21 protein-coding genes are annotated in these 21983 nt (G+C 44.6%); 7 read left to right on the forward strand and 14 right to left on the reverse strand.

Annotated features, from left to right (window positions below):
* Positions 1 to 10: 10 nt before the first annotated feature.
* The 4 genes from ACT7WV_RS05035 to ACT7WV_RS05050 form a co-directional block, all read right to left on the reverse strand.
* Positions 11 to 331 (reverse strand): hypothetical protein, encoded by a 321-nt coding sequence (locus tag ACT7WV_RS05035; protein ID WP_445101846.1) that lies wholly within the window; start codon positions 329 to 331, stop codon positions 11 to 13.
* Positions 332 to 816: 485 nt separating this feature from the next.
* On the reverse strand, positions 817 to 951 hold the full coding sequence (locus tag ACT7WV_RS05040) for a hypothetical protein (RefSeq protein ID WP_445101847.1): 135 nt from the start codon (positions 949 to 951) through the stop codon (positions 817 to 819).
* Positions 952 to 957: 6 nt separating this feature from the next.
* Entirely contained in the window at positions 958 to 1047 is a 90-nt protein-coding gene (gene petN / locus ACT7WV_RS05045; protein ID WP_190430645.1) for a cytochrome b6-f complex subunit PetN, read from the reverse strand.
* Between the two features lie 88 nt (positions 1048 to 1135).
* Positions 1136 to 2341, reverse strand: a complete 1206-nt coding sequence (locus ACT7WV_RS05050) for a WD40 repeat domain-containing protein (protein WP_445101848.1) — start codon at positions 2339 to 2341, stop codon at positions 1136 to 1138.
* Between the two features lie 48 nt (positions 2342 to 2389).
* Here ACT7WV_RS05050 and ACT7WV_RS05055 point away from each other — a divergent pair, with 48 nt between their 5' ends.
* Positions 2390 to 2848, forward strand: a complete 459-nt coding sequence (locus ACT7WV_RS05055; RefSeq protein WP_445101849.1) for a hypothetical protein — start codon at positions 2390 to 2392, stop codon at positions 2846 to 2848.
* On the opposite strand, the gene ACT7WV_RS05060 is transcribed toward ACT7WV_RS05055, so the two are convergent.
* On the reverse strand, positions 2835 to 3512 hold the full coding sequence (locus ACT7WV_RS05060) for an SDR family oxidoreductase (protein ID WP_445101850.1): 678 nt from the start codon (positions 3510 to 3512) through the stop codon (positions 2835 to 2837). The genes ACT7WV_RS05055 and ACT7WV_RS05060 overlap by 14 nt on opposite strands.
* Positions 3513 to 3682: 170 nt before the next feature.
* Between ACT7WV_RS05060 and ACT7WV_RS05065 the strand changes: the two genes are divergently transcribed.
* The 3 genes from ACT7WV_RS05065 (at position 3683) to ACT7WV_RS05075 (ending at position 5844) form a co-directional block, all read left to right on the forward strand.
* Entirely contained in the window at positions 3683 to 4882 is a 1200-nt protein-coding gene (locus ACT7WV_RS05065; protein ID WP_445101851.1) for a CapA family protein, read from the forward strand.
* 351 nt (positions 4883 to 5233) lie between these two features.
* Complete coding sequence (locus ACT7WV_RS05070; RefSeq protein ID WP_445101852.1) at positions 5234 to 5437, forward strand: NblA/ycf18 family protein; 204 nt, start codon at positions 5234 to 5236, stop codon at positions 5435 to 5437.
* A 161-nt stretch (positions 5438 to 5598) separates the two neighbouring features.
* Positions 5599 to 5844, forward strand: a complete 246-nt coding sequence (locus ACT7WV_RS05075) for a hypothetical protein (protein ID WP_445101853.1) — start codon at positions 5599 to 5601, stop codon at positions 5842 to 5844.
* 5 nt (positions 5845 to 5849) lie between these two features.
* Here ACT7WV_RS05075 and argZ read toward each other — a convergent pair whose 3' ends face one another.
* The 6 genes from argZ to dapF all read right to left on the reverse strand — a co-directional run bounded on the left by argZ (position 5850) and on the right by dapF (position 15052).
* The gene (argZ, locus tag ACT7WV_RS05080; RefSeq protein WP_445101854.1) at positions 5850 to 7955 is read right to left on the reverse strand and encodes a bifunctional arginine dihydrolase/ornithine cyclodeaminase; all 2106 of its coding nucleotides are present in this window, start codon (positions 7953 to 7955) and stop codon (positions 5850 to 5852) included.
* Positions 7956 to 8255: 300 nt separating this feature from the next.
* Positions 8256 to 9110 (reverse strand): MBL fold metallo-hydrolase, encoded by an 855-nt coding sequence (locus ACT7WV_RS05085; protein WP_445101855.1) that lies wholly within the window; start codon positions 9108 to 9110, stop codon positions 8256 to 8258.
* Positions 9111 to 9786: 676 nt separating this feature from the next.
* Positions 9787 to 10896, reverse strand: a complete 1110-nt coding sequence (aroC, locus tag ACT7WV_RS05090) for a chorismate synthase (protein WP_445101856.1) — start codon at positions 10894 to 10896, stop codon at positions 9787 to 9789.
* Between the two features lie 137 nt (positions 10897 to 11033).
* Positions 11034 to 12908 (reverse strand): biosynthetic-type acetolactate synthase large subunit, encoded by a 1875-nt coding sequence (ilvB, locus tag ACT7WV_RS05095; protein ID WP_445101857.1) that lies wholly within the window; start codon positions 12906 to 12908, stop codon positions 11034 to 11036.
* 666 nt (positions 12909 to 13574) lie between these two features.
* A complete protein-coding gene (locus ACT7WV_RS05100; RefSeq protein WP_445101858.1) occupies positions 13575 to 14165 on the reverse strand; it encodes a hypothetical protein in 591 nt (196 codons plus the stop codon).
* A 38-nt stretch (positions 14166 to 14203) separates the two neighbouring features.
* Positions 14204 to 15052 (reverse strand): diaminopimelate epimerase, encoded by an 849-nt coding sequence (dapF, locus tag ACT7WV_RS05105; RefSeq protein ID WP_445101859.1) that lies wholly within the window; start codon positions 15050 to 15052, stop codon positions 14204 to 14206.
* A 31-nt stretch (positions 15053 to 15083) separates the two neighbouring features.
* Between dapF and ACT7WV_RS05110 the strand changes: the two genes are divergently transcribed.
* Complete coding sequence (locus ACT7WV_RS05110; RefSeq protein ID WP_445101860.1) at positions 15084 to 15299, forward strand: Hfq-related RNA-binding protein; 216 nt, start codon at positions 15084 to 15086, stop codon at positions 15297 to 15299.
* 97 nt (positions 15300 to 15396) lie between these two features.
* On the opposite strand, the gene ACT7WV_RS05115 is transcribed toward ACT7WV_RS05110, so the two are convergent.
* A complete protein-coding gene (locus ACT7WV_RS05115) occupies positions 15397 to 16380 on the reverse strand; it encodes a hypothetical protein (protein ID WP_445101861.1) in 984 nt (327 codons plus the stop codon).
* A gap of 375 nt (positions 16381 to 16755) precedes the next feature.
* Positions 16756 to 19068, reverse strand: coding sequence for a monovalent cation:proton antiporter family protein (locus tag ACT7WV_RS05120; RefSeq protein ID WP_445101862.1), 2313 nt, complete (start codon positions 19066 to 19068; stop codon positions 16756 to 16758).
* A gap of 468 nt (positions 19069 to 19536) precedes the next feature.
* Here ACT7WV_RS05120 and ACT7WV_RS05125 point away from each other — a divergent pair, with 468 nt between their 5' ends.
* Positions 19537 to 20361 carry a M23 family metallopeptidase gene (locus ACT7WV_RS05125; RefSeq protein WP_463424220.1) on the forward strand — a complete coding sequence of 275 codons (825 nt, stop codon included), beginning with the start codon at positions 19537 to 19539 and terminating at the stop codon, positions 20359 to 20361.
* Positions 20362 to 20540: 179 nt separating this feature from the next.
* Positions 20541 to 21068: a late competence development ComFB family protein gene (locus tag ACT7WV_RS05130; RefSeq protein WP_445101864.1), complete on the forward strand. Its 528-nt coding sequence runs from the start codon at positions 20541 to 20543 to the stop codon at positions 21066 to 21068.
* 24 nt (positions 21069 to 21092) lie between these two features.
* Here ACT7WV_RS05130 and ACT7WV_RS05135 read toward each other — a convergent pair whose 3' ends face one another.
* A complete protein-coding gene (locus tag ACT7WV_RS05135; RefSeq protein ID WP_445101865.1) occupies positions 21093 to 21617 on the reverse strand; it encodes a L,D-transpeptidase in 525 nt (174 codons plus the stop codon).
* Positions 21618 to 21983: the final 366 nt, after the last annotated feature.

Genomic DNA, 21983 nt, shown 5'->3' on the forward strand with positions numbered 1-21983 from the left:
AAATTTAAAATTAGGTTGTTACTGGAGTTGCCTCTATCTTGCCAGTTTCTGAGCAAGTCTTAACTTCTAAAACTGTTCCGGCTGAATTACTACCCATTTTTGCTGCCATTTCTGGGCAAGGTTTATTGGCATGAAACGTCTTTGTTCCTTCGTCCTTTTGCTTGTCAATGCTGACATTTTGGCGTCCGTACTGAAGTACCGTAGACATCCAAACCATTTCTTGCATAAAGCGATCAAAGCGGCGAACATAAGTTGCTTCATCAATAATCTTGCCCGACTCATCAAAAAGTTGATGAACACTGCCAAAGTTAAGGTCATAAAAAATCGTCATTTTCGGTTAAACCTGGCAAGTTTTTGGATTGCTATCAATGGTGCAACAACCCTCTTTTCAGACTTACAAGGAGAGCAGTTTATAGAAACTTTATCAGTCAGTCCGTCAATACAAGCTATTTTATGACAAATTTATGACAAAAACTTCGCTATTAGACATCTCCAGAAAACCTTATTTTTGAATGATGCCATTATGGTTCCAGCTTTATTTTTAGTAATTATTGGAGATGTCTATGGTATTCGTATATGGAAAAAAATTTCTGATCAGCTTTGCTGGTGCTATGGGCAATTGCTGCGTAGACAAAAGCTCTAGAATTCAGAAATGGTGAAAGTTTTCAGCTAGTCACAAAAGAGCAATAAAGATGGATTTTTTAGATAAACTGTGCAATGCCAAATATTTACCCCCCTTCTGTTGAGAAGGAGGGTAATTTTTATCAAAAATCAGGGCATCAGCCGCCAAGTAATCGCTAACTGATATCCTTCCCTTTACCTTTTTTTATCCCGCTCTTGACGACGACGATCGCGCCATTCCACTGCAGTCAAGTAAATCACACCAAAACTGACCACAGCGAGTAATCCTGCGGCAGCTACAAACAGAAAACTGACAAAAGAACTTTCCACAACCTTCTAGAAACCGTTGCGACCCCAGATCACCATGGAAATTGACCAGGTGAACAAAACTAGTACCGAAACCCAACCTAATGAGAGAATATCCATTGCAATCTCTAACAATATCAAATGACTCCAAGGCTTATGATAATTCAATTTGAGCTTTCTTTGTCCTTATTTTGTCTGAACCGCTGTCCTAGGGGACTTGCCACAGACGAATTACTGGATTAGGGAAAGTTGGCGGTTTGCCTGCCCAGGCTAAGGTTTTACCATCGGGACTGAAAGCTAAGGCTGTTGCCTCACCCTGCATAGGAATGGATAGGGAGTTGGCTACTTCTTCTCCCTTTTGCAAATCTAGCAGCATACCATCCCGGAAATCTCCCGCAATTAGCTGATTATCGGGACTGAGGCTTAATGATTCGCCATCATACTCTTGCCTCCATACTAAATGACCGGCTTGCCAATCCCAGAGCCTAATTACCCCAGCTGAGTCGAGACTAACCCAGTCAGCACTAAGTATAAATTTGCCGTCAGGAGTAAAAGAAATCTGATTAATATCACGGCTATGACCAATGAGAATGCCCACAGGTGTAGCCTGCTTAGTTGTTAGATTCCAGAGTTTAATGGCATTACTCTGTGCGCCATACTCTTGCCCATTAGTATTCATATCCACAGTGGCAAGAGTATTCCCTTGAGGATTCAGAGCGATCGCTTCTACAGGAAGATTATCGTAGAAAATTAGCTGCTGTTCTCCCGTATTGGGATTCCAGACCTCAATTCCTCTACCACAAGCACCAATTAGCCTCTGTCCATCGGGGCTAAATACCACTTGAGAACAACCCTCAGAACTAGCAAAAGAGCGAACTTTTTCACCAGTATTAGGGTTCCAGAGGATAATTGATTTTTCTGGAGAAAGACCTTGACTTCTGCTGCTACTAGCTAGGAGACTTCCATTCGGACTGAAGACTAGGGAAGTTATCGGCGCTGCTTGTTCAGCAACTTCAACACTTTTATGTCCCGCAAGAGTACGTAGCTTTTCTCCAGTGTTGACCTGCCAAATAATGATTCCTTGCTCATCAGCAGCAGCCAGTAAGCGTCCGTCTGGACTAAAAGAGATTGCTTGCACTCGACTAGAATGTCCTTCTAATGTCTGCACAATCCTCGCCTTCTGCCACTCACTAGGAGAGGGAAATTTATAGCTAACTAGAGTTGGCTGACGACCGTTAGCAGTATAAGATACACTCACTGAGTCAGCCGCTTCAGCCGCTGAAGTTGGCTCAGTAGAGGTAGTCACTGAAGTCGAAGGAAGCTTACTGCAACTACTAATGCCTAATCCCGTGTTAACAACAATACAGATTAGTATGATCAGACGGTGGGTTTTGAGTTGACTAAAGATATTCATACGCCCTCGAACAGTTATTTTCTGCCCGTGACATTGCGTGAAATTGTAGTGAAACCATATTCTGAGATAACCTTTGCTGAGCGTATCGAATCCCTAAAAGCAGGCCTACTGTCGGCTTTTGCTCTAACGCTTGCTTACGGTAGCATTGCTGTTGGCAACAGTTTGGTACTCTCACAACAGTTTGAGGCACTCACTACCTTGCAAATTAGCACGATTCCGGAGCTTTTCGTCAAGGTAGGAATTGCTTTTTTGAGTGGCTTTCTCTTTGGCGTTACCTACCGTTATATAGTTCGAGAAGATCAAAATCCGCATCTTAAGGATGGAGCCGTGCTAGCTTTTGGTTTAGTACGAGGCTTAGCACCAGTGGAGGGACAGCAAAATTTGACGGCAGTTTTTTGGTTATTGGGCATCTTAGGAGTTGAGAGTATTTGCTGTTTTGCGATCGCCCGTATTATTCTTGACTGGGCTCTCCACCGCCACTGGATTAAAACCTTTAGGTCAAACTAAGTGCCTCAAACTCCGGCTGGCCGTACATCTGCATCCGGTCAACTGCGGAGAGGATTTTATGATTAGCTGCCTCAGAAAACAGACACTGACAAGCCAACTGGGCGACATCAGCACGATGAATTGTCCCAGCAACTCGGTAATTTTCCGTGACAACGCCATTACCTGTTGCGGGTTCCGACTTCAAACCACCCGGTCGAATTATGGTGTAAGTTAGTCCACTCTCGATAAGGTATTTCTCTGCCTGTTCTTTTTCTACCAAGACTGGCTTTAAGGTTTCCAGTGCCTGTGGTGGTATCGCAACTACACTCTCCCCACTGCCAATCGAAGAAATCAGAATAAACTTTTGTACTTTTGCCTTGACAGCAGCGTCAATGAGGTTTTTATTACCCAAATAATCTGCCCTTTCGCCATCTTTTGGTAGACCACCAATAGTACTAATTACCGCCTGAATTGGTTCATTGCCCAGCATTGCCTGTTCCAGGACAGCAGCATCCAAGGCATCTCCTATGACCACTTTAATGCCCATTGCCTCTAACTCTGGGCGAGTATCCCCAGAACGCAGCAAGGCCTTGACTTGCTGGTTTTGTTGGCTGAGATACTTGGCAATTTCTCGACCAACTCCCCGACTTGCCCCGGCTAGAAAAATATAGGATGCATTTGTCATCTTTAGTTCCTTGCAGTTATGCTTTTTTCAACAGAAATTTACTTACAGAGTCTCAATTACTAAGAGCCAGAGGAAAACTACAGTTAAAGAGAGGTTGTGTTACAAAAACTTGGCAAAAACTACTCTAACCTTTAACGGAATCCCTACTCTCCTAGAAAGCCAAAAAATTCATGAAGTTTACCTCACCCCTGCTGGTTATTGTTGTCCTGTTGATTTCTGGCTGTAATTTTGTCAATAAGCCTGATAGCAACACTCTCGGCACAAACGCAGAAAACTCTGCTCCGTCAGTACTACCTATAGCACCAGAAGCTTATACCGAAGAAGCAAAATTAATTGCTGTCGGCGATATTTTGATGCATGCTGCTCTAACTCGCTCTGGTTACAATCCTAAAACTAAAACCTATAATTTTGACAATTTTTTTACAGAAGTCAACGAGATTATTGGCACGGGTGATTGGGCGATCGCTAATTTAGAAACAACCCTAGCTGGCCCTGAATTGGGCTATTCAGGCTTTCCTCTGTTTAATGCACCCGCCGAAATAGTTGATACTGCCAAAAATACTGGTTTTAATATCTTAACAACCGCTAATAATCACGCTCTAGACAAAGGCGAACAAGGACTAATTAATACAATTAAAAATGTTAGCTCCCGTGGAGTCTACTCAGTAGGTACTGCTACTACAGCTCAAGAAGCAGAGCAGATTTTGCTGGTTGAGCAAAACAATATTTCTATGGCTATTTTGGCTTACACCTATGGAACTAATGGCATTCCTATTCCTCAAGGTAAAGATTATCTCATTTCCTTGATTGATCAACAAAAAATAGTCAAAGATATTGCCAAAGCACGGGAAATGGGAGCGGATGTTGTTACTATTTGTCTCCATTTCGGTCAAGAGTATCAGCGTCAGCCGAATGTCCAACAAAAACAACTAGTTGAGAAGTTAGTTAAAGCCGGTGCAGATATTATTCTCGGTAATCATCCCCATGTCGTTCAGCCTTACCAAATTTTCAAGTTGCCAGGAAAAGAGGGAACAACCAGAACTGCAGTGGCAATTTATTCTCTAGGAAACTTTATATCTTACCAGCTAGGCAATTATAAGGATATTGGCGTAATTTTTGCTGTTAAACTTCGCAAACAGTTTCCCGAAGAAACCGTAGAAATTACCGAGGTAGAGGCAATTCCTACCTGGACTCATAATTATAGACTTAACAATAAATTAAATTTTCGTGTTCTGCCCATAGAAGCTGTTGTGACGAACAAGAATGATCCATTCCTTCCCCAGAGTAAGTATCCGGTTCTGGAAAAGCAACTAGTTGAGATCAAGAGTCACCTCAAATCATTGAGTGTTCAGCAAGAAACCCCTAAGTGACTGTAAGTGGTTTGGCTGAGCAAACACCTGAGAAGTAAATAATTGTTACAGACACTGACCTCAGGCGTAAAAAGAGAGAATCTTCCTGATAAATATTTAGCAACTCAAAACTTCGGCTTTTCTAGAGCAAGCAAACCAGCCTGTGTAGCCTAGTCAAATAAAGCATGGTTGTAGAGCAATTTCTCAATTTTTTGACTGCGATCAAGTTAGTTTCAAAGTCGAGATGTAACTAAGGCTAAAGTACCCCTATCGGGTACTGTAAAACAGCTAAGAAATTTGCCATTATTGCTAAACAAGAGGTCAAGTAAGTAAAACCATGACACCTTTATCAAAATCTTTAGGAGATAAATTATGGAGAATGAGCAAAAAATTGCACTCTCTTTAGAACAGCAATTTAGAATCAAAGCATTCGACGAACAAATCAAAAATGTCAGCTTGGAACAAGCCAAGGTTCTCCTGTCGGAGTTACATAGACAACTATTACTACGTGAGGCTTACTTCAAGTACTTTGTCCAACATAGCTTAGTTGTAGACTTCTCTACTGAAATTGACTGACTAAACTATCCGGAATCAATAAATTTAGTCTTGAAAGACAAAATAAGCAAGGCTGTTAGAGTCAATGGTTAGAAGTCCCACTAGAGAGACAGTGCATCATTGTTCAAACTTTTATTAGCCAACCAGGACTCTCAACCTTGGATTGAAATAAGGAGTTTCCCATGCAAAAACAAATGTGCTGGTTATCTAGATTGGGTGCAAATAGCGATAAAATTCTCCATTTAAGGACTGCCCCTCATCAACCGTGGCGACCCTACACCACATTTCCTGAATATGCTATCCCAGACTACCTTGTTCCCGGAGGTTCTAAGGGTTTTGCCACCTATCAAAAACTCTTAAAAGAAGGCTGGGCTTTAATGCCCAGCCACAAGGAAGCTGTTGCCAAAGACCAAGATATTGCCAGCTAATTCAGTTACACCAATTGATAGGGACTGGTCAATTGGTGTAACTGTTGCACCAACAGAGAGAGGAATAAACCCACATCGGTAACAACGCCGACGGATTCCACAGAACCGCGATCGCTTAATTTTGTCACCACTGCTGGGTTGATATCCACACAAACCATCTTCACACCAGCTGGTGTCATATTGCCCACACCAATGGAGTGCAGCATCGTGGAGAGCATCAAAATCATGTCTGCCCCCTCGATCAGCTTAGCGTAATCAGTTTGAGCTTGGAGCAAATCCATCTCCGTGTCTGGTAATGGACCATCGTCGCGGATTGAACCGGCGAGAGCGAAGGGCACATTATTTGTCACACAATCATACATCACGCCTTTTGTCAATACTCCCTGCTCAACTGCTTGGGCAATACTGCCATAGCGACGGATTAGGTTAATCACTTTTAGATGGTGTCGGTGTCCGCCGTGAACTGGAACTCCTCGCTTCATGTCAACACCGAGGGAGGTTCCCATCAGGGATTGCTCAATGTCGTGGACGGCGATCGCGTTGCCCCCTAATAGTGCCTGCACATAGCCGTCCCTAATCAGACGCGCTAAGTGCTGAGAGCCGCCAGTGTGAATTACCACCGGCCCTGCTGTTACCACAACTTTACCGCCTTGGTCGCGAATTTGGCGCAGTTCCCAGGCAATTTGCTCAACGACTAATTCCACTCGGCGTTCGCTAGAAACACCAGCACCCATGAAGCTGAATTCCTGCTGATTGCGTTTTTCACGGGATTCGGCTTTACGCACGGTGCGGATACCTTCGACGCCGACTACCACCTGCTCACCGACTTCAAGGTCTCGCAACAGTTTACAGCGAGCGAGCGACCCTGAGTCAGTATGAGTAATCGCGATCGCACCGTCCATGCGTTGATTTTGTACCTTCACCCACTCGCCATTAACCCGTATTTCTGTGGGGTAGATGGTGGTGACATAAAAGTCATCAGGAGCTACACCATCTTGGATCACAGGTTCCAAGTTAATATCACAAACCTCTTGAGGAGGAGCTACAGCACCCAGATCAATCAGCTGGGTCATCAGTTCTTCCATCACATCGTGAGAGGGTGCTGATACCTTTACCTCGGCATTGGAGGTACTTTGCCGCTGTTCTCCCAACTGGAAGTTGAGAATCTGGAAACTACCCCCCCCTTCCACAATCAAGTCCAATACCCTGCTGATGATCCCAGCATCCAGCAGATGTCCTTCCATGCGAATTGTGCGACTTTCTACCGATGCGTTAGCATGAACTTCGGCACGGACTGGCTCAGTTACTCTTAGGGTCAGACATTTGGCAGCACCACCAGCTTTCAGGAATTCTGTTAATGGTGTCTCAATAACCTGAAATCCCACTTCCCCCAAGCGCTGCTTAAGTTGCTCGCTGGCTTTGTTCATCACCACAAGTTGGTCAATATTGACCGCGTTGCAGGCAAAGTTTACAGCATCGGCTTCTTCAATAGCAATCCGCTTCTCTGGTAACACCCGCATTTCAATCAAGCGGTTAGAGTAGGAGTCGAATGCTGGTGGGTAGTAGAGTAAGTAGCCACCTGTCAAGGGACAAAAGCAGGTATCAAGGTGATAGAATCGCTCATCCATCAGCCGCAGTGATACTACTTCAATATCGAGCCATTTGGCAATGTAAGGATGGGAATCAAGCTCAGAGCGGAAACCGTATCCTGCCCATAGCCAGCGCCCTTCGCGGTCGAGTAGGGCGTCACCAGCGCCTTCAAAGGGTAAGTCTTTGGGCAATTCATGGACTGTATAACCGTGTGCTTCAAACCAATCTTTGAAGTGAGGCTCCTCACCCTGGCGCTCTTTGTGGAAAAAGCGACTGAGTACTACAGTTTTGCCCAATACTAAACCGGCATTGGCAGTAAAGACCATATCTGGCCAACCTGGTTGAGGTTCAACCAAATCCACTAGAGTATGGTCTTTAAGGACGTGGTGTAACTTCTGCCACTGTTCAACGGCGCGATCACGCGAGGACTTGTGAATATTCCCCTCCATCCACGGATTAATCACATAATCCACGTCGTAATGGTCGGGAGCACACATGAGAAAGCGAATCGAATTACTCATAATCGATTTAGGTAGACGCCTAAGTTAGTTAAGTTTTGCCTAGAGGTCACGGCAATAAGCACTCTTGGATTTGAGGAGCGGGCTGCTAGGCGCTTTTCAGGAGTAATCTTATATTGTAGAGTGTTTGGGTGCCTCAAAGTTGCGCGATCGCTAATAAGAGCGTCCGTACAATCACCACAACAGAGGCAGTATCATCCATCAATCAATGCAATGAATGAGAAAAATCCCACGGCGAGCGCTGGTAGCTGAGCCTGAGTATTCGCTTTCTAGAAAGCTGGGTGGTAGATAGCTGAGTTCTCTCTACAACAGACTAACAACCATACCTTCACGTGCCAGAAATCCTCCCTTAAAGGCTTCTTTGAGTTCCACAGCCATTTGATCAAGAAAGTCATCGTTGTGATTTGGTTCGTGGTGAAAGACTGCTAGCTGCTTGACACCAGCCGCCTTAGCTACCCTGACTCCCTCTTCCCAAGTCGAGTGCCCCCATCCTACCTTTGGTGATTTGGGGTTGTTATATTGCTCGTCTGTGTACATGGCATCGTAAATGAAGACATCGGCATTACGAGCTAGATGTACTACATTTTCATCGATGCTATCGGGGAAGTGTTCTGTATCTGTGCAGTAGACAGCAGAATGACCTTGCCATGTTACTCGATAACCAATCGCACCGTTGGGATGGTTGAGAGAGGTAGAACTGGTTTCAATTGTGATCTCTCCAAGGTTAACCGTATTACCGTAGGTTAAGTCGTAGAACTTAAAATCTGCCTGGATTTCTTTGATGGGTACAGGAGCATTCTTATGCAAAACGTGTTCGCTAAAATGATCCTCTAGTGATAGCCCATCCGGTGCAGCTCCGTAAATATGAAAAGTGTTGCCCTTGACAAAGGCAGGAGCGAAAAAAGGCACTCCTTGAATGTGATCCCAGTGGTAGTGGGTAAAAAACCAATAAGCCTCAATCGGTAGCTGAGGTTGCAAGCTTTTACCTAACATCCGCAAACCAGTGCCGCCATCAAAAATTAGACGTTTTCCAGCGACTTGCATCTCAACACAAGAGGTATTACCGCCATAGCGAACCGTCTCCTTGCCGGGGGAGGGAACACTACCTCTAACCCCCCAGAATTGGACGACAAACTCAGAGGAAGAACTAGTTTCCATTGGTGATTTGATAAGTTACTAATAAAGAGATTTTAACGGTTGTTTTTAGGATAGGGACAATATAGCAATCCTAGATTAATTGTGAGAACTGTATATTTTAGATCTTGTGGATCTGCGGTTAATTTTTCTCATGAATCATTTAGGGTTGCTGTAGCTACCGTCAGCCAATAGTTTGATATCTAAATCATCGTGGAGTGACATCTTTAGTTAGGTTGAATTATCTGAAAATATGGTGAAGTTAGAGTATCGGAGAATGGCTACGGATAGCTCTAAATTTTAACAGTTGCTCATCAGGGTCACCTAATGTTGTATTTATCTTTTTCTAGAGATTTTGTCTTGATAAAGATTGGTCATCAATTCTCAGCATATTCAGTTATTTTAGTTGATAGATTGCCAGTTTCCCGAAATTCCTTACTTCAAAAACCTCTGTTCATTGTCTAGGCTTGTCCACGTCTGATTATGTTTATTGAATGAGATATTCAAGAGGTTTTCTGGTGATCATGACGTTAAGATTGCTGGTGCTTCACTCAAAAAATATCGGTTGGGGTGCGTGCCGATCAGATAAAAGCGATACTACAGTTTACCTAGCACCAATTGAACTAAGGTACTCACCCTGATAATTTATAAGGTAGTGGCTATTGCCCTCAGAACGGCAAACCTAGCAACACTTACTTAATTAAGTTTGGCTTTCGGCAGGCGCTAAACTATGGCACTGACCTTGATGACGCATTAGATGATCACACAATACTAGGGCAACCATTGCTTCTACCATAGGCACAGCTCTGGGTAAAACGCAAGGATCATGGCGTCCTTTAGCCGCTAGCATAGTCTCTTGACCGTTGTTGGTGACGGTACGTTGTTCTTTTCGTATAGTAGCAGTTGGTTTAAATGCTACCCGCAAAACCAGGTGTTCGCCGTTAGTAATGCCCCCCTGAATACCACCAGAACGGTTGGTTACTGTACGCATTGCGCCGGCTTCGTCAAGATAAAACTCGTCATTGTGTTCACTACCCGTGAGCAGAGTTCCTGCAAAACCAGAGCCAATCTCAAAACCTTTGCTTGCTGGTAAAGACATCACTGCTTTGGCTAAATCAGCTTCTAGTTTATCAAATACTGGTTCTCCCCATCCTGGAGGAACATTGCGGGCAACACATTCGACAACGCCACCAATCGAATCACCACTACGGCCTGTCTGCTCAATTAATTCAATCATTTTAACAGCACACTCGGCGTCAGGACAGCGGACAATGTTGCTTTCTACCTGTTCTAGAGTGACAGTATTCAGCTCAATGACGCCTTCTAAATCTTTAATTCTCTTGACGTAACCAACAATTTCCACTCCAGCAACTTGCTTGAGAATTTTTTTGGCGATCGCACCTGCTGCCACTCGCCCAATTGTTTCACGCGCCGAAGCCCTGCCCCCGCCTTGCCAATTACGAATTCCGTATTTAGCATCATAAGTTGCATCAGCATGAGAAGGGCGGTACTTCTGTTGCATCTCACTGTAGTCTTGGGGGCGAGTATCTTGATTGCGCACCAGAATTGTAATTGGTGTTCCTAGAGTTTTGCCCTCAAATACCCCCGAAATTATTTCGCAAGTATCGGTTTCCTTGCGGGGTGTGGTGATTTTACTTTGACCGGGACGCCTGCGGTCTAATTCTACCTGGATTTCTGCTGCGGAAATTGCCAATTTCGGTGGACACCCATCGATAACGACGCCAACGCCACCGCCGTGAGATTCGCCAAATGTGGTGATGCGAAACAAATGCCCAAAGATATTGCCCATGATTATTCGCTGATGAGGCCTAGCGATTTGTATCTTAACAGCCATTGATCTGCACAACGAGCAAATTCTCTATCTGCTAGGGACAAAAAAGCCCCTGTTTTAGGACAGGGGACTTTTTGCTTCAATCAACTTTCAACCTACAGTTTAGTGCCGCATTCTGGGCAAAAGTTGTTACTCTCGGAGTTCTTTGCCCCACAGTTACTACACTGGAGAACTTCCGGAATGTGTTCTGATTTGGGGCGCTCCGGTAAGCCTATCATCTGAGCATTACTCTTGCCAGGAGCCACCATCGGGTAACAGTTTTCATTTTTGGTAACCCGTACATCGGCTAGTACTGGGCCGTCGTGGGCGAGGATTTCGGCGATCGCGTCCTTGAGTTCCTCCCGGTTTTTGATCAACAGGCCTTTAACGCCGTAAGCCTCTGCCAGCTTGACAAAGTCCGGCATGCCCAACTCCATGTTTGAGGAAGAATAGCGCTCTCCAAAGAATGCCTCTTGCCACTGACGCACCATTCCCTGCCAGCCGTTATTGATAATCACCGTTTTCACTTTGATACCGTAGTGTGCCAAAGTTCCCAGTTCCTGGATATTCATTTGGACACTGGCATCACCAGCAATGCAGATCACTTGTTCCTGCGGCAGGGCAACTTTTACACCCATTGCTGCTGGTAATCCGTAGCCCATTGTCCCCAATCCAGCACTAGAAATCCAACGACGCGGCCCATTCTTGAGGAATTGAGCTGACCACATTTGGTGTTGACCGACATCTGTGGTGTAGTAGGCATTTGGGGCCTGATTTCTTAACTCGACAATTACTTCTTGGGGTGAGATGCTATCGGGATATTGAGGCACCTGTAAAGGATATTCCCGACGCCAACGGTTAATTCTGTCAAGCCAAGCCTTGGTTTGATGAGGTGCTGCAGGAATATTTTCTTCTTTGTGCCGCCGCAACAAATCTTTGAGTACTAAACGTACATCACCAACGATTGGTACTTGTGGTGCTCTATTTTTGCCGACCTCAGCCGGGTCAATGTCAATGTGAATCACCTGGGCGTGGCAGGCAAATTCGTCAAGTTTGCCCGTAACCCGGTCATCAAAACGTGAACCTACGGCAATCAATAAGTCACACTCGCTAACGGCAAAGTTCGCGTAGGCGGTGCCATGCATTCCTAACATCCCGACAGACAAGGGATGAGATTCATCAAAGGCACCTTTACCCATCAGAGTTGTTGTCACCGGAATCTGGAAGATTTCGGCCAGTTGCTGAAGTTCCCTGTGAGCATCGGCAGCAATTGCACCACCCCCGACATACAAAAGTGGTTGTCGCGCCTGACACATCAGATTCAGCGCCTGGTTAATTTGGCGAGGATTGCCTTTGACCGTCGGACGATAACCCCTTAACCTGAGGGTACTAGGCTGCACCGGTTGGTAGTCGCATTCCTCTAAGCCGACATCTTTAGGGATATCAATCAGTACTGGTCCTGGTCGCCCTGTGCTAGCGATGTGGAAGGCTTGTGCCACAATCTGCGCCATATCACTGGCTTGACGCACGACATAAGAGTGCTTAACAATTGGCAGTGTAATGCCATAAATATCTGTTTCCTGAAAGGCATCAGAACCAATCGATCCCCGATGAACTTGACCAGTTACAACCACCATGGGAATTGAGTCCATGTGAGCTGTAGCAATACCTGTAACTAAGTTAGTAGCTCCGGGACCAGATGTGCCAAAGCAAACTCCCACTTTGCCTGTAGCACGAGCATAACCATCCGCTGCATGGGCTGCGCCCTGCTCATGTCTTACTAGAATATGCTGCAGTTTTCCTGAGGCTTCCCACTTATACAATTCGTCGTAAATCGGCAAAATTGCACCGCCGGGATAGCCAAAAATATGCTCAACGCCGTGACGTTTAAGACTGTCCATTAAGGCATAAGCACCAGTTCTTCGGCTGATATTCTTGGGAGGAGTTTCTGGTTTGGAGATACTTTTTTGGGAGATGCTTTGAGAAATCATGAGATACCTCTAAATAATTGCTAAAGTTGCATTTTAAGTTTTGTATTTGCTCAAAGGAAATTTAGCTAAGTTCTCTTTTCAGTTTTGTTCTGAAAGTCAGCAACAATTTGATCTATTGTTACTTGCTTGTTTTATTCTTGGGTTGTGTAAAACTGATATCAGACTAAACTCAAGTTTCCACTAGAGCTTTAGTTTGATTTTTTACTGAGTTGCTGCCCAGGCTGAGCTAAAAATAGACAGTCTTTGCAGTTTTTTAATCTGAGGCGGAGTTTGGGGGTCAATTTCTTTGAAGAATAGTGAAAATTTTATTTTTATAGTTGGTTGAGTTACGTTACTATCACCTCTACCTTTGAGTTTTCAAACCCTTTTACTGGTATCCAAATGAAAATTGGTTATAGGTGGTCTGCTGAACAATACTACCAAAAGCGATAATAAATCGTAACACATAATACCATTATTTCAAGTAATTGCAACCTGCGGCATCGCGACTCTTAAAACCTCCTTTTTTTAGTGAAGAAGGAACGACAGTAAAAGCAGGTGAAAATAGTTGCTGTGCAATCAACGGTTAATGAAAAATCGAAAATTGACCAGACGGTGGTTTATACAACTTAATTAACCATGTCTTCTATTTTTGACTTCTCCTCCGCCTTTCAAGAGAGAGAGAAGTCAAGAATAACGCTGTAATAAGTGCATAATCAACCTGGCTGCAGTGGTAAAAGTTCGCTGTTCTGGAATACCACCCCTAGCAGGGCGAACCCACCAACCTTCGCAGAAATCAGGCTTTTGCCACAATTGTAAGTGTTCAATTGCTGGATCTGCATAGAAACTATCCTCTCCATTACCCAGCAATGCTGAACTCCAGTGAGTGAAATAATCATGACTAATCCGGTGGATGGGAAAATTACCAGATAAGGGGACACCCCAGCCATCTACAGCAATCAATGCCTTTACCTTACCTCCTGATAACTGCCACCCCCAAGCAGCACCAATAGCGCCAGCAACGCCAGCACTGAAACCAATAAAAACTATCGGTGACCTTTCACTATCAACACGTTGCCGCAAAAACTCTAAGATATGTATGGGTGAATAAGCTGGGTAGTTCTGAGTAGGAAAAATCAACAAGTTATGCGTCCAGCTATTTGATAGATTGCCCTGTTCTTGGCAGTGCAAAGCTTCTAAAAAGTCCTGCGTCAGTTGCGGATTATGACTGCCGGGGCAAATAACTAGAGAACTTTGAAAAGAAAGCTGACTATCCATTCCACCTATTAGTTACCTTAATAAAAGATTTTTTGCGGCTAAATTATGCCTGTAAATACTTTTTGTGCTGGCCCTGTCATGTAAACTCGCTGATCTAACTCTGACCATTCGATTTCTAGACAACCACCAGGAAGTTCAACCGTGCAGAGGCGATCGCTTTTCGATGCTAATACACCTGCGACGACAGAGGCACAAGCACCTGTGCCACAAGCCAGAGTGATCCCAGCACCGCGTTCCCATACCCGCATTTTCAGATAGTCCTGGCGCACCACTTGAATAAATTCCGTGTTCGTTCTTTGAGGAAAAGCCGAGTGATGCTCAAACTCCGGACCAATGATTGGCAACGGGATCGCATCAGCATCTTCGACAAAAGTGATGCAGTGAGGATTACCCATACTCACACAGGTAACATGCCAGGATTGCTCGGCCACTTCTATAGTGGCATTAATCACTTTTTCGTCAGCACCAGCCAGAGTGGTAGGGATTTGGCTGGCTAAAAGCTGGGGCATGCCCATATCCACTTTGACTTGACCATCGTCTTCGAGTTTGAGGGTCATGATACCGGCCAGGGTATGAATGCGATATTGAGTTTTAGCCAAAGTTGGTGTTTCTGCTGTCTCTAGATCCGAGAGGAACTTAGCTAAACAGCGAATACCATTACCACACATTTCTGGCTCTGAACCATCGGAGTTAAAGATCCGCATGGTATAGTCAGTGCCATCAACTCCAGGCAGAGCGAATATTACGCCATCAGCACCAACACCAAAGTGGCGATCACATAGCTGTACTGCTTGCTCTGAGGTGATTACCGGTTCAGTTTGGGCACGATTATCAATCAAAATAAAGTCGTTACCCAGACCATGGTACTTTGTAAAGGCGAGTTCCATTGAGCAGTATCTCCTATTTAAAATTTTGATTATGTCTGAATTTGATACCGGACTACCCAGTACTCGTCAACTCCAAGATTGCATCAAAGATGAAAAAGAGATCGAAATCAAACTCCTTACTGGGGATTTGCTCATGGGAAAATTACGTTGGCAAGACCAAGAATGCCTGTGTATCCTCACTGAAGCTGAGCAGCCCGCAATTATTATCTGGCGTCAGGCAATTGCCTACATCAAGCCCCTCCTTTAAATAGTTTAGGGCTAGAAAGATTAACAGTCTACAGGTTATTCTCCCTGTTTTTAGCCTTATGTTCTCTGACTGTTTTTCTTGGTTCATAACTATACTTCTACAGCCTATAGTTAATCCCCGCTAGCAAAAAGATACTTGCTAAAATGCTGCCTAAGCAGCCAATAGCAAGATTAGTCATATTCGATTGACTTGCTGAAGCGAGGGCTGTATTAAAATCAGGTGGTGTCAGACGTTCGTAGTTTTCTACGGCAACAATGGTCTCCGGTAGCGATGATATTAAGCTTCCTACAAAGTAGTGCAAACTCACAAAAACTGCTCCCCCAAAGATGTTACTCAGCAAGGTGCTATATAATTCTGTCCAGGCTAGAAATAGTGAATTGAGAGCATAGCATAATGTTAGCAGACCGGCTGTACCCCAGAATAGCTGAAGCCAACTTGCTTCAAAATTGTCGTCAGTAATATCGTCAAACAGTTCTGGGCGATTCTTCTTTAATCTTTTTTCAGAGATAAAAAAGATTAAAACACCGAATATACAGGTTATACCTCCGAATAATAACCAGTGCCAATTACGTACGGGCATATTTTCTGGCAGTACCTCAAACTCGAAGATACCGGTAATGCACCAATAGGCAGTGCTGGAAAACAGAAACATAGATAATGACATTGATAAATGCCAAAAAAACAGCTTTTTTTCTTTAATTAATAAAGCAATGAAACTTGTTATTTTATTTAGTTTTCCTGTCAATAACCACTTACTTAAAACAATCAACGGAGCGACAATAAACATCAGATAAAGATTAGCAAAGTTTGAACCAAGGGGCGTGCCGATACCTCCTAATCTACCAATACTGAGTGAGACAAGCATTAATAACAATTCAGGATTATTGGTACTTGAATTAATTACTAGAGTTCGTTGATCGCGACCCAAAATTTTCTCTGCCAGACCAGCGGCAGAATTAGTCATTAAGTCGGTAGCTTGGGGAATTAGCCAGAAGCAACAGATTACTGCCGTAATTCCTGAAATTACCAAGAATGGCATCTCGCCTAAATAGTCATGCAGTTTGATGATCAAACCGTCCATCAATTTATCCTCGAAGTTTTTGCTTAGGCAATTTATCTCACTTTCACTGGGTAAATTGTAGTTAAAATGATCTTATTAAAGAGTTAGCTAATATTTTTATTTTTTTGTTTATCATTAAAAGAATAAAAATAGTAGGACTAAATACAAAAAGTATTTCCCAGCAGGATATGTTCACTGACTAAACGGGCAAATTTTAGGTAAACCTGATTGTCCAGGATCTTCTACGATAGCTTCAATTCCCCTTTTAGGGAAACACTGAACATCAAGAAGTTTGTTGCTTCTCTCGGCTACAACATCTGATACTTCAGGTCGGTTCCAAATTTCCAGTAAAATTCAATGATAATCTCCAGGAGGCTGGCTATCGAGTGGCAGGGGTTATTGCAAGTCTTCACTCACCGGAGTATTGATTAGGGGAAGTGCTACCAAAGATGGAATTGGTGTCGGTGCTAGCCATTTCTGTAGTTGATTGAGGGGATAACTGCCACCACACAAGAGTAAGTGATCGCCGGCACGTAGCTCGGCACGACCATCCGGGAAGCTGATAAACTTACCCTCGCGGCGAATTGCCTGTACCTGAACACCATGATTACGCCTCAAATGCAGGTGAGATAAGGTTTTTCCTTCAGCTGGACTTCCCTCTGGCACTACTAACCACTGACAGGGAGTACTAGCCAAGGGAATTGCCACTTCACCCTTAGCTAATTTGTCGAAGGCGGCTAGTTCTTCAGGTTCTCCTACGGCTAATAAGCGATCGCCTGTTTGGAGTTCAAAGTCGGCATCAGGATAGTTAATTTCTTCGCCTGAGTCACGGCGAATTGCCACCAAGCTAACCCCTGTCAAGCGACGGATATTAGTTTCTTCCAAGTTCATACCTGTCAGCGGCGAATTGTCTGGCAGACTGTACCACTTACTGTTCATCACCTCGGTTGCCTTGCGCAAATCCCGCGTTACCTGAGACTGCGGTTGTAATCCCCGCAAATCCAGATAGTGGGAGCTACGAATCTGTTGCATTTCTTGTTGAATTAGTGAAACTGGCAACCCCATACCCGAGAGTAGATGAGTTGTCAGTTCTAAACTCGCTTCAAACTCTGGCTGAACCACCTGTCTGGCACCCAGTTGATATAGTAATTCGATGTCCCGCTCTTTGTTAGCGCGCACCACAATATCAAGTTCTGGCTCTAACTCCAGAGATCGCTTGAGACATAGTCTAGCGCTCATTGCATCCGGCAGAGCAATCACCATCGAGAGGGCCTGATCAACTCCAGCTTTTTCCAACACATGCAAACTAGCAGCATTGCCGTAAATATAGGGAATTTTTGCCTCTCGCAATTCCTGAATTGCGGCCTCTGATTGATCAATAACCAAAATGGGATAGCTGCGCTCTTGCATTAAGCGCACTAAATTACGCCCCCCACGTCCATAGCCACAAATCACGACATGATTGTGTAGTTGTTCGCTCTCTGAGGAAACTTCCCGAGGAGCATCCATTTGGTCAAAATACTTCTTGAGTAATGGTAGCTTCTCCAACCAATTAAAAGCTACAGGCACAAAGCGTAGCACAAAAGGTGTAACCACTAAGGTTACTGCCGTTGTACCCAAAATTAAGAGATAAACTCGCCTGGATACCAATCCTAGTGCTTGTCCCTCACTAGCCAGCACGAAAGAGAATTCCCCAATCTGAGCTAGTCCTAGACCAACAATAATTGCCGTTTTCAACGGATAACCGAAGGCTCTCACCAAAGGCGTTACGATCAGGAACTTGCCCACAAATGCCAGCAAAACCAGTCCGAGAATTAATTCCAGGTTGTTCCACAAAAAAACTGGGTCAATCAGCATTCCGATGGCAGCAAAAAAGAGAGCTGCAAAAATATCTCGTAGTGGCTCTACATAGGTCAGGGTTTGGTCTGCGTACTCTACTTCCGAAATCATCAGACCAGCCACAAACGCCCCCATTTCAATAGAAAGACCTAAGCGATCCGTCAGTACGGCAATGCCTAAACACAAGGCCACAACACCGAGCAAAAATAGTTCTCGGCTTTCGGTTTGGGCTAAAAGTTGCAACAAGGGGGGAATTAACCAGATGCCCACTGCTACAGCACCAGCAGCAAATAGCCCAATTTTCAGCAGTGCCAATCCCACAGCTAAACCAATCGCTTCCGCTGGTTGGTCTAGTGCTGGTAAGACTGCCAACATCAGACCCAAGGCCAGGTCTTGCACTACCAAAATTCCTAGCATTACCTGTCCCTGGGGCGTTTCTGTTTCGTTGCGATCCATCAAACACTTGAGAACTACAGCGGTTGAGGACAAGGACAAAATCCCCCCGAGAAAGACACCCTGTGCTGGTGAGGTTACCCAACCCATCCCCAGCGAGACGATCGCTGTGACCAGGATAGTCATGGCAATCTGTAGTCCGCCACCCCCTAGGGCGATCGCCTTGACTTTTTTGAGTTCAGTCAGCGAAAATTCCACCCCCAGTGCAAATAACAGAAATGCCACCCCAAATTGAGCCAGAGTTTCTATCTGAACTAATTCTTTAATTAGGCCGAAACCCGCCGGCCCAACTACCATTCCTCCTAGGATGTAGCCCAACAGCGGTGGTTGACGGCATAGTGCTGCTAATAGCCCACCCGCTGCGGCTATGGCGAGAACGGATACTAAGTCAAGGATTAGTCTAAAGTCTTCTTGCACTAGCTTCTTATATCAAAAAATTATTAAGCTTCTTTAACTTTAGGATACAAAAGTTTTCTGAAGAGGTGGGATGATCATTGAAGATTCCTAGTAAATTTGGGCAAAGAGTTGAGGTGAGTTAATTATCTAGGGAAAATTATCAGAGAAAGATTTCGTAATTCTGGTAGCACGCTTTGCCAAATAAAGTCTGCTCATTTCATGATGGTGTTTAGTCCCTAATTTCGGGAAACTGAAAAGTTCAGATTCTGAATTTAATGTTAAGCCTATAATGAAAAACGGCTTGGTGTTGAACAAAGGAACCAATTTGCCCAGGCAGCTCAACTATTCTCGATTGCAATAACTGGTTAACTAACCCAGGGTGCTGCCTTAACCCAACTTAAAACTTCACCCCAAAACCCTACAGTGTTTTCTTTGACTCCTTTTTGGGAAAAAAATTCCTCAATCAATCGATTCAGTACGACACTGGCAATGGGTCTTTTTGCCAGTATTACGACCCTCTCCCACTCAGCGCAAGCTTTGCAGGTACGAGTGACGCCACAGAGCCCTCAGCTAGGAGATACACTCTCGGTGATTATTCAAACTAATACTCAAGGTTCAGAACCAACGGTATCAATGCAGCAGCAGACTTACCCTACTTTTGCTCTGGGTGCCAATCGCTATCGAACCTTGTTACCAACTACCCCGTTGAATCAACCAGGCACTTTGCAAATTAAAGTGACTGGTGATGGTGAAGTCAAGAATTTGGCGATACCTTTGCGGAACCGCTCTTTTGCTACCCAACGCATTCAAGTTCGTGGCGGAGGGTCTAATGCTACAGAAGTAGAACTGAATCGTGTTGCCGAGTTTAAAAAGCTAGTAACACCGCAAAAGTTCTGGAGTGGCTCTTTCTTGAAACCAAGTAGCGGTCGGGTTTCAACAGTTTTCGGTGTCCGTCGCTACTACAATGGTGTCTTTGCCGATGACTATTACCATCGTGGCGTTGACTATGCCGCTGGGACTGGTTCAGTGGTGGTGGCACCAGCCGCCGGGAAAGTCGCACTGGTAGGACGTGTCTCTGAAGGGTTTCGGCTTCATGGCAATACAGTAGGAATTGACCATGGTCAAGGGGTACTCAGCATTATGCTCCACTTGAATCAAATTGATGTCAAGCAAGGGGATTTTGTACAAGCTGGTCAGAGAATTGGTACTGTTGGTTCTACCGGTGCTGCCACTGGCCCTCATCTACACTGGGGGCTATACGTTCAGGGACAATCCATTGACCCCGTACCGTGGAGATTTGAAGGGTTGGAATAAATTAGAAAGTTGTTGAATAACCACATTGATTTAGAGCTCTTTGCTAAGCTTTTTTTAAAGTGAAGTTTTGCAAAAGTTTCCAGAGTTTATCGCTTGTTGAGCGTATATCTTTCTGGTGAAGAACAATTCTGGCAAGAGATCCCTGACTTGCTGATATCGGGAAGCCCACTCCGAAGAGCATGAGTATTGAAAAAATCGTAGAACAGGCTTTGCAAGATGGCTACTTGACCCCAGCCATGGAAACTGAGGTAGGACGCATTTGTGATACAACCTCAGAGCTTTCGATAGAAGAATATATGGCATTGGATCGGCTGATGGGAGCGCTTCTCAATGGCGAAGTGGTTGCGGTGCCTCGCAAGCAATTTATTAACGTGATGGAAGAATTGGTACTCGCCGAAGCGATTACTCAAGTTGCAGAAATAGAAGCTAGAGGGGACCGCGTCCTTGATGTGGGAGATATTGCTGCCTACGCTCTCAATCGACTTCCTCCTCTTTATGCCACTACAGAAGAAGGCGCTAAATACCAGCGTCAGCGGGCTAAAGCCGAACTCAAAGACTTGATCAATCAACACGTTAGTGCGGGACTTGCCCGTAATCTAGATCGACCAGACTTGGGCTGTGACCACACGCCACTTAACAAAAGCACTAAGAACGACGTTCTTGAGCAGATTAGTAGCCTGTTGCAAGATTACCAGAGCAGGACTTAAAGAGTTAAAACTAAAACAGTCAATTTAAGGTCGCACAATTACTGGCGTCCCGACGCTTACTTGCTCATATAGTTGACGGATATCACGGTTGCGCATCCGCAAGCAGCCATGAGAAATTGCCTGTCCCACAAACCCCTCTTGATTGGTACCATGAAACCCAATGTGGTGATGTCCGTCCGACCAAAAGCCAATCCATCTGTCTCCTAGAGGATTATTCGGCCCAGTGGGAATTACTTCGCCAGTAATAGGTTGTTGCCAGACAGGATTGTGTTGTTTGTGGATAACCTGGAAGCTGCCTACAGGAGTTTCCCAACCTGGCTTGCCGACCGCCACTTGATAACGGGAGAGTTGTTTATTACCCCAATAACTGTAGACCACGGCATCACTCAAATCAACAACTAACCGATAACGAATGGCAGCAACCGATTTAGTTATTGGCTCTGTGGCTGAGGAGATTAGTGTAGACTGTGGTTTCAAAGGAAGAGGCTCCGGCATTGTTGGTTCTGCCGTTGTCAGTAGAGTAAAGGCTCCTCCAAAGCAAGCAAACATTAAGGTTGTCTTGAGTAGGTTTTTTTTTAGCGAGTTCTTTTTACCCATGTGTGCCGGTAATAATTTTGGCACGACAACTGTTTCAGGTGTGTTATCTGCCGGTGAAAATTGGAGTAATAGCTCCCAAAGGTGTAGAATTCTGACTTCAGAATAGAATAGTGCGACCCCTAGTTTCCCCCAACAGCGGTAATAGCTTTACCACAGTGCTTATGCCACATCAAACAGGCTTCAATACTACTCTCAAAGAGTTATTTAGCCAACAAGGTCTTTAGTGGCAGTAGCAACTAGACGAGATTCTTACAATTCCAGGAAAACTACCCAATTGGGTGATGTTTTTGGGAAGTACTAAGATCAATGATAGTAGTT

The sequence above is a fragment of the Symploca atlantica LB2515 genome, assembly GCF_052546295.1.

Bases quoted from the DNA above. Each gene is read 5' to 3' on its own strand.
- ACT7WV_RS05035 (WP_445101846.1), bottom strand. From the start codon at position 331: ATGACGATTTTTTATGACCTTAACTTTGGCAGTGTTCATCAACTTTTT.
- petN (WP_190430645.1), bottom strand. From the start codon at position 1,047: ATGGATATTCTCTCATTAGGTTGGGTTTCGGTACTAGTTTTGTTCACC.
- ACT7WV_RS05050 (WP_445101848.1), bottom strand. From the start codon at position 2,341: ATGAATATCTTTAGTCAACTCAAAACCCACCGTCTGATCATACTAATC.
- ACT7WV_RS05060 (WP_445101850.1), bottom strand. From the start codon at position 3,512: ATGACAAATGCATCCTATATTTTTCTAGCCGGGGCAAGTCGGGGAGTT.
- ACT7WV_RS05065 (WP_445101851.1), top strand. From the start codon at position 3,683: ATGAAGTTTACCTCACCCCTGCTGGTTATTGTTGTCCTGTTGATTTCT.
- ACT7WV_RS05070 (WP_445101852.1), top strand. From the start codon at position 5,234: ATGGAGAATGAGCAAAAAATTGCACTCTCTTTAGAACAGCAATTTAGA.
- ACT7WV_RS05075 (WP_445101853.1), top strand. From the start codon at position 5,599: ATGCAAAAACAAATGTGCTGGTTATCTAGATTGGGTGCAAATAGCGAT.
- argZ (WP_445101854.1), bottom strand. From the start codon at position 7,955: ATGAGTAATTCGATTCGCTTTCTCATGTGTGCTCCCGACCATTACGAC.
- ACT7WV_RS05085 (WP_445101855.1), bottom strand. From the start codon at position 9,110: ATGGAAACTAGTTCTTCCTCTGAGTTTGTCGTCCAATTCTGGGGGGTT.
- aroC (WP_445101856.1), bottom strand. From the start codon at position 10,896: ATGGGCAATATCTTTGGGCATTTGTTTCGCATCACCACATTTGGCGAA.
- ilvB (WP_445101857.1), bottom strand. From the start codon at position 12,908: ATGATTTCTCAAAGCATCTCCCAAAAAAGTATCTCCAAACCAGAAACT.
- ACT7WV_RS05100 (WP_445101858.1), bottom strand. From the start codon at position 14,165: ATGGATAGTCAGCTTTCTTTTCAAAGTTCTCTAGTTATTTGCCCCGGC.
- dapF (WP_445101859.1), bottom strand. From the start codon at position 15,052: ATGGAACTCGCCTTTACAAAGTACCATGGTCTGGGTAACGACTTTATT.
- ACT7WV_RS05110 (WP_445101860.1), top strand. From the start codon at position 15,084: ATGTCTGAATTTGATACCGGACTACCCAGTACTCGTCAACTCCAAGAT.
- ACT7WV_RS05115 (WP_445101861.1), bottom strand. From the start codon at position 16,380: ATGGACGGTTTGATCATCAAACTGCATGACTATTTAGGCGAGATGCCA.
- ACT7WV_RS05125 (WP_463424220.1), top strand. From the start codon at position 19,537: ATGGGTCTTTTTGCCAGTATTACGACCCTCTCCCACTCAGCGCAAGCT.
- ACT7WV_RS05130 (WP_445101864.1), top strand. From the start codon at position 20,541: ATGAGTATTGAAAAAATCGTAGAACAGGCTTTGCAAGATGGCTACTTG.
- ACT7WV_RS05135 (WP_445101865.1), bottom strand. From the start codon at position 21,617: ATGTTTGCTTGCTTTGGAGGAGCCTTTACTCTACTGACAACGGCAGAA.